Source organism: Pseudomonas sp. SAS7 (assembly GCF_052112345.1).
GTDB lineage: Bacteria > Pseudomonadota > Gammaproteobacteria > Pseudomonadales > Pseudomonadaceae > Aquipseudomonas > Aquipseudomonas putida_Q.
In genome coordinates this window covers 131,183-138,084 of the sequence record NZ_JBEGGO010000019.1, presented here as the reverse complement: position 1 = coordinate 138,084, position 6,902 = coordinate 131,183, and the positions used below count along the sequence as shown (strand labels likewise).

The following is a 6,902-nucleotide window of genomic DNA, read 5'->3' as shown; positions in this document are numbered from 1 at the left end:
CGTGCCCGCGAAAGGCTGCGCAGCGGCCTCTAGTCCGGCAGCAAACGGTCGCGGCTGTTGGACAGGTGCAGGCAAATCGCCGCCCGCGCTGCGTCCGCGTCTTGCCGGCGGATGGCATTGAGGATTGCCTCATGCTCCAGGTTGGCCAGGTAGGCCTGCCGCGCCAGCTTCGCCCCGCCGCGTTCGGCCAGGGCCATACGGTTGCGCGGGATCAGGCTGTTGCCCAATTGCAGCAGCATCTCGGTGAAGTACAGGTTGCCGGTAGCCTCGGCAATCAGCAGGTGGAAGCGTCGGTCGGCCTCGATGCAGCTGTCGCCGGCGGCAGCCAGGTCCTGATAGTCATCCAGCGCCTGGCGCATGCGCACCAGGTGCCCCTCGTCACGGCGCAGCGCAGCCAGGGCGGCGGCCTGGCCTTCTAGGCCAATGCGCAGCTCCAGCAGGTCGCGCACATTGGCCGCGCTTTCCGCTGCGATGCGCAACCCGGCCTGGGCCTGGCGCGCCATCACGAAGGTACCGATACCGTGGCGTGGCTCCACCAGCCCGGAGGCCTGCAACTTGGACAAAGCTTCACGCACCACCGTGCGGCTGACCCCATGCTCGCGTACCAGCGTGTTCTCTGAAGGCAACTTGTCGCCCGGCTTGAAGGTGCCCAGCAAAATCTGCTGGGTCAGGCTGGAGACCAGGTCATGGGCGCGGCTGTGGCCGCGTTTGCGGGCGTGTTCGGGTTCCATGGTGTGATCCGTGTGGTGCTGTGCTTGTACGACAAGTTAATCCATCAAATTATTTTTTGCCGATTTTTTCTGCCTCCAAGCTGGCATTTAACTTCTCTGTTTTTGAACGATCGCAGCATATTCGCATTGTGACAGCTTGTATTTTGCCATTTTGCCGACATTGTTGATCTTGTCGTACAACCTTGTCCCGAATATGCTCATCCCCACTGCCCTGTCAGACAACCAAGACCCGCACAAAAACAATTAGTGGGAGATTCGCACGTGAACGACACCCTCGCTCCGTCTACCCGGCTTGACGGCGACGCCCTGGCCAGTGCTGTAGCCAAGGTCAAGCGCCATGTCCTGCCGCTGTTCGTCATCATGTTCATCGTCAACTACCTCGACCGCGTCAATATCGGTTTCATCCGCCCGCACCTGGAAAGCGATCTGGGCATCAGCGCCGCGGCCTACGGCTTTGGCGCCGGCTTGTTCTTCATTGGCTACGCGTTGTTCGAAGTGCCTTCGAACATGCTGCTGCAAAAAGTGGGGGCGCGGCTTTGGCTGACCCGCATCATGTTCACCTGGGGGCTGGTGGCCACGGCCATGGCTTTTGTGCAGAACGAAACCCAGTTCTACGTGCTGCGCTTTCTGCTGGGTGTTGCCGAGGCGGGGTTCTTCCCTGGGGTGATCTACTACTTCACCCGCTGGCTGCCAGGCGCCGAGCGCGGCAAGGCAATTGCCATCTTCCTCAGCGGTTCGGCGCTGGCTTCGCTGATTTCCGGGCCGCTGGCCGGGGCGTTGATGCAGATCCAGGGCCTGGGCATGCATGGCTGGCAGTGGATGCTGTTCATCGAAGGCATGGCCTCGGTCGCCTTGTGCTTCTTCGTGTTTTTCTGGCTGGACTCCAAGCCGCAGGATGCCAAGTGGTTGAGCCAGGCCGAGCAGGACGCGCTGGTAGCCACCATCGACCGCGAGCAGCGTGAGCGCGAAGCCGTTGGCACGGTCAAGGCTTCGGCCTGGAGCCTGCTCAAGGATCGCCAGATCGTGCTGTTCTGTGTGATCTACTTCTGCATTCAGTTGACCATCTACGCTGCCACCTTCTGGCTGCCGAGCATCATCAAACGCATGGGTGACCTCAGCGACCTGCAGGTCGGCTTCTTCAACTCGATCCCGTGGCTGATCTCGATCCTGGCCATGTACGCCTTCGCCGCTGGCTCTGCGCGCTGGAAGTTCCAGCAGGCCTGGGTAGCTGGTGCCCTGGTGGTCGCGGCCATCGGCATGTTCATGTCCACCACCGGTGGGCCGGTGTTCGCCTTTGTCGCCGTGTGCTTCGCGGCCATCGGTTTCAAGTCGGCATCGTCACTGTTCTGGCCGATCCCGCAGGGTTACCTGGATGCCCGCATCGCGGCAGCAGTGATCGCCCTGATCAACTCGGTCGGCAACCTCGGCGGCTTTGTTGCCCCCACCACCTTCGGCCTGCTGGAGCAGCAGACCGGTTCGATCCAGGGTGGGCTGTATGGCCTGGCCGTGACCTCGGTGCTGGCGGCCATTGCCATCTTCTTCGTTCGCACTCGCCCAAAGGGCACCCCTTCCGATGACCTCAAGGCCCCCTCGGCCCTGGGCCAGACCCACTGAATACTGCGAGACAACAATCATGAATATGCAGACCAACCCCGCCGTTCATACCAGCACCCCGGTGGTCACCGACCTGCGCGTTATCCCCGTGGCCGGCCATGACAGCATGCTGCTGAACCTCAGTGGCGCCCATGGCCCGTACTTCACCCGCAACGTGGTGGTGCTGCGCGACAGTGCTGGCAATACCGGGCTGGGCGAGGTGCCTGGCGGTGAACAGATTCGCCAGACCCTGGAAGACGCCCGCAGCCTGGTAGTCGGCCAGCCGATCGGCCACTACCAGCGCGTGCTCAATGCCATGCGCCACACCTTTGCCAGCCGCGACGCGGCGGGTCGTGGCCTGCAAACTTTCGACCTGCGGATTACCGTGCATGCGGTAACGGCCATCGAGTCGGCGCTGCTCGACTTGCTTGGCCAGCACCTCAACGTGCCCATGGCGGCCCTGCTGGGCGAGGGGCAGCAGCGCGATGCGGTGAAGATGCTGGGTTACCTGTTCTACATCGGCGACCGTCAGCAGACCGACCTGGCCTACCGCAACGAAGCCGACGCTGATGACGACTGGTTCCGCGTGCGCCACGAGAAGGCCTTGACCCCGGAAGCGGTGGTGCGCCTGGCCGAAGCGGCCAGGCAGCGCTATGGCTTCAGTGACTTCAAGCTCAAGGGCGGCGTGCTGCGTGGCGAGGAGGAGATGGAAGCCGTGACGGCGCTGGCCGAGCGCTTCCCCGAAGCCCGTATCACCCTCGACCCTAACGGCGCCTGGTCACTGAAAGAGGCCATTGCCTTGTGTCGCGACAAGCATCAAGTGCTGGCCTATGCCGAAGACCCCTGCGGCGCCGAGAACGGTTACTCGGGCCGTGAGGTGATGGCCGAGTTCCGCCGTGCCACCGGCCTGCCCACCGCCACCAACATGATTGCCACCGACTGGCGGCAGATGGGCCATGCGATCCAGTCGCAGGCAGTGGATATTCCGCTGGCCGACCCGCACTTCTGGACCTTGCAGGGCTCGGTGCGGGTGGCGCAGATGTGCAATGACTGGGGGCTGACCTGGGGCTCGCATTCGAACAACCACTTCGACATTTCGCTGGCGATGTTCACCCAGGTGGCGGCTGCGGCGCCGGGCGAGATCACCGCAATCGATACCCACTGGATCTGGCAAGACGGCCAGCGCCTGACCCGTGAGCCGCTGCGCATTGTCGACGGGCACGTGCGGGTCCCGGCCAGGCCGGGGCTGGGGGTTGAGCTGGATGAGGACCAGTTGGCCAAGGCCCATGAGTGCTACCGCAACATGGGGTTGGGGGCGCGGGATGACAGCGTGGCGATGCAGTATCTGATCTCGGGCTGGCAGTTCGATAACAAGCGGCCTTGCCTGGTGCGTTGAAGCGATTGCAGGTCCAGTGTGTGCAGAGAGAGCCCTGGGTGACCGGGGCTTTTTTGTGGGTGGCTGAAAATACCTGGGCCTGTGCTGGCCTCTTCGCAGCACAAGGCTGCTCCTACAAGTACCCCACTGCCGTTGAGACTTGTGCGGTCCCTGTAGGAGCAGCCTTGTGCTGCGAAGAGGCCGGCACTGGCAGCACACATCCAAATGAAAAACAAAAGCGTCAGATGGCCCGATGGCGCGATCAGGCATGCCATTCGCGACATCTGGCGGCAATGGAACTGCCCTGTCGTGATCGAACAGTTCCGGGGCGTTCTCGTGTAATTTCCCACAGCCCTGCAAGGCTTAAATGAAGCCCGAACCGCACGGACACGTTGCTCTGTGATGCGCGCCAAAGATCAACAACAGCGCGCGAGCAGCCTGTCGACTTACTGATTTGAAAGGAGATATTTTCGCCTAAGCCTGCCCGTCCTTCCTTGTGTCAGCAAAAAGAGAACAACATCAATGAGCACCGTGGGATCTGATGGCAACCTTGCACAAGGTTTCAAGCCTCGTCATGTAACGATGCTGTCCATCGCCGGCATCATCGGCGCCGGACTTTTCGTAGGCTCTGGTCACGCCATCGCGGCGGCCGGGCCAGCAACCATAGTTTCTTATTTCGTGGCCGGAACCCTGGTGGTGCTGGTCATGCGCATGCTCGGCGAAATGGCCGTGGCACACCCTGACACCGGATCGTTTTCCACCTACGCCGACCAGGCTATCGGCCGCTGGGCCGGCTACACCATCGGCTGGCTGTACTGGTGGTTCTGGGTGCTGGTAATTCCTATCGAGGCACTGGCTGCCGGGCATGTGCTGAACGCCTGGTTCCCCCACGTAGACAGCTGGATCTTTGCCCTGGCCTCGGTGCTGCTGCTGGCCTGCACCAACCTGTTCAGCGTGGCCAAGTACGGTGAGTTCGAGTTCTGGTTCGCCATCCTGAAAGTTACGGCGATTCTGGGCTTCATCGGCCTGGGCTTTGCCGCACTGATGGGCTGGCTGCCCAACCGCGAGGTCAGCGGCCTGAGCGGGCTGATGGCCGAGTACGGCGGCTTTGCGCCCAAGGGTTGGTCGGCGGTGGTCGGTGCGTTCATCACCGTGATGTTCAGCTTCATCGGCACCGAGGCGGTGACCATCGCCGCATCCGAATCCAGCGACCCGTCGCGCAACATCGCCAAAGCCACCCGCTCGGTGATCTGGCGTATCAGCACCTTCTACATCCTGTCGATTTTCGTGATCATTTCGGTGGTGCCGTGGAACGACCCGCAGTTGGCGGTGGTTGGCTCGTACCAGCGTGCGCTGGAAATCATGAACATCCCCAATGCGTCGTTCATGGTCGACCTGGTGGTGCTAGTGGCGGTGACCAGCTGCATGAACTCGTCGATCTACATCGCTTCGCGGATGATGTACTCGCTGGCCAAGCGCGGTGACGCACCGGCCTTCCTCAACAAGACCTCCAAAGTTGGCGTGCCACGCGCTGCAGTGTTTGGCAGTACCCTGATCGGCGCAGCCATCGCCATCCTCAACTACTTTGCGCCCAAGGGGGTGTTCGAATTCCTGCTGGCCAGCTCTGGGGCAATCGCCCTGCTGGTGTACATGGTCATCGCCATTTCGCAGCTGCGCATGCGCCGCCGCCTGGAGCGGGAGAACACCGAGCTGAAGTTCCGCATGTGGCTGTTCCCGTACCTGACCTGGGCGGTGATCGTCTTCATTGCCGGGGCGCTGGCAGTGATGATGTACACGCCCGAGCACCGGGTGGAGGTCAGCTCTACATTGGGCCTGGCGATCGTGATTTCCTTCCTGGGGATCGTGACCTCGCGCGGTCATGCGCAGCCTGTGGGGGCGCGGTCGGTGGGGTGATTCAGTTCACTTGGCGGTAGGGCGAAGGGCACGCGTGGATGGGTGCCCTTTGTTCTTGGGGTTTGAACATGCGTTTTGTTCGGCAGGTACTCGCCGCGAGATTTTTATCGCCTATGTGATCGAGCGCCGCGACAACACCCAAGGCAGGCGCCTGTCCGCCTTTACTTACCTCCCGACAAGCATCATTTCGATATACCGGTTCACCGCCGGCGCTTTCTCGAAGCGCCGGTGAACCAGGCTCAGCCACGAGCTAGCCTGGCAATCGACGACCCGCCGGTAATTCACCTGCGGCAGGTTGATACGCTGCACTACCGATTCCGGGACTACGGCAATGCCTTGCCCAAGTGATACCAGGGTAATCACTGCCACCAGGCTGCCGGGTTGTGGGCCAAGCCTGGGCACGAAACCACCTTGCGCGGCCACTTCCAGCGTGCCGGAAATCTGCTCGGGCAGGATGAAGGTTTCGTTGGCCAGCCGCGAGGCAGGGATCTGCGGTACTTCGTTGATCCGCGAGCTGGCGGGCAGGGCGAGAACGAAACCTTCCTGGTGCAGTGCAATGGCTTCCAGTTCGTCAGGCAGCTCCATCGGTGAGCGCACGTAGGCAAGGTCGAGCAAGCCGTCCCGGACCATGCCGGGTAGGTCGGCCATGGGCAGTTCACGGATATTCAGGCGCACGCCAGGGCAGGTTTCGCTGTAGCGGCTGACTTGCTGCTGGAGCATGCCCGAGTAGGCGGCCGAGGCCACGTAGCCCAGTTCGATACGCCCGCTTTCGCCACGGGCGGCCTTTTGGGCGCCCAGTTGCGCAGCGTCGAACTGGCGCACGGCGTGCTCCGCCTCGATCAACAGCGCCTGGCCGGCGGCGGTCAGGTTGACCTCGCGCTGGCTGCGCTCGAACAGGCGTACCCCCAGTTCGCGCTCCATGTCCTGGATCTGCCGGCTGAGGGTGGGCGGGGCGATGCCCAGTTGCTCGGCGGCACGGGTGAAGTGGCCGTGGCGGGCGACGCAAAGGAAATAGCGGAAATGGCGGATTTCCATGGGTGTTACCTACAGGGTAATGACGCAGGCCGCCGGGGCTAACAAAGCTATGGGTTGGCGGCGTTATGGTTGAGGCCAACACTACAAGGCTGGTGGCTTGGGAGCAAAGTTTGCCGGGGGCATTGCACGGCCCTGTGGGAGCGGGTTTACCCGCGAACACCGGCAAAGCCGGTGCCATGTGCCACGTCGAATGCTTCGCGGGTGAACCCGCTCCCACAGCGACTGCGCTGTCTTCGATGGCTGGGCAGGGCTGG

The 6,902-nt window shown here is 62.4% G+C and carries 5 protein-coding genes; 3 read left to right on the top strand and 2 right to left on the bottom strand.

Annotated elements, in window-relative coordinates; all coding sequences use genetic code 11:
• Positions 1–29 precede the first annotated feature (29 nt).
• Positions 30–731 carry a FadR/GntR family transcriptional regulator gene (locus ABI582_RS25225; RefSeq protein ID WP_442120610.1) on the bottom strand — a complete coding sequence of 234 codons (702 nt, stop codon included), beginning with the start codon at positions 729–731 and terminating at the stop codon, positions 30–32.
• Between the two features lie 261 nt (positions 732–992).
• On the opposite strand from ABI582_RS25225, the gene ABI582_RS25220 reads away from it, so the two are divergent.
• The 3 genes from ABI582_RS25220 (at position 993) to ABI582_RS25210 (ending at position 5,613) form a co-directional block, all read left to right on the top strand.
• Positions 993–2,345: an MFS transporter gene (locus tag ABI582_RS25220; protein ID WP_442120609.1), complete on the top strand. Its 1,353-nt coding sequence runs from the start codon at positions 993–995 to the stop codon at positions 2,343–2,345.
• A gap of 19 nt (positions 2,346–2,364) precedes the next feature.
• Positions 2,365–3,720, top strand: coding sequence for a glucarate dehydratase (gene gudD / locus ABI582_RS25215; protein ID WP_442120608.1), 1,356 nt, complete (start codon positions 2,365–2,367; stop codon positions 3,718–3,720).
• 501 nt (positions 3,721–4,221) lie between these two features.
• Complete coding sequence (locus tag ABI582_RS25210) at positions 4,222–5,613, top strand: amino acid permease (protein ID WP_442120607.1); 1,392 nt, start codon at positions 4,222–4,224, stop codon at positions 5,611–5,613.
• 165 nt (positions 5,614–5,778) lie between these two features.
• Here ABI582_RS25210 and ABI582_RS25205 read toward each other — a convergent pair whose 3' ends face one another.
• Positions 5,779–6,648: a LysR family transcriptional regulator gene (locus ABI582_RS25205; RefSeq protein ID WP_442120606.1), complete on the bottom strand. Its 870-nt coding sequence runs from the start codon at positions 6,646–6,648 to the stop codon at positions 5,779–5,781.
• Between the last annotated feature and the right edge of the window lie 254 nt (positions 6,649–6,902).

Bases quoted from the DNA above. Each gene is read 5' to 3' on its own strand.
- gudD (WP_442120608.1), top strand. From the start codon at position 2,365: ATGAATATGCAGACCAACCCCGCCGTTCATACCAGCACCCCGGTGGTC.
- ABI582_RS25225 (WP_442120610.1), bottom strand. From the start codon at position 731: ATGGAACCCGAACACGCCCGCAAACGCGGCCACAGCCGCGCCCATGAC.
- ABI582_RS25205 (WP_442120606.1), bottom strand. From the start codon at position 6,648: ATGGAAATCCGCCATTTCCGCTATTTCCTTTGCGTCGCCCGCCACGGC.
- ABI582_RS25210 (WP_442120607.1), top strand. From the start codon at position 4,222: ATGAGCACCGTGGGATCTGATGGCAACCTTGCACAAGGTTTCAAGCCT.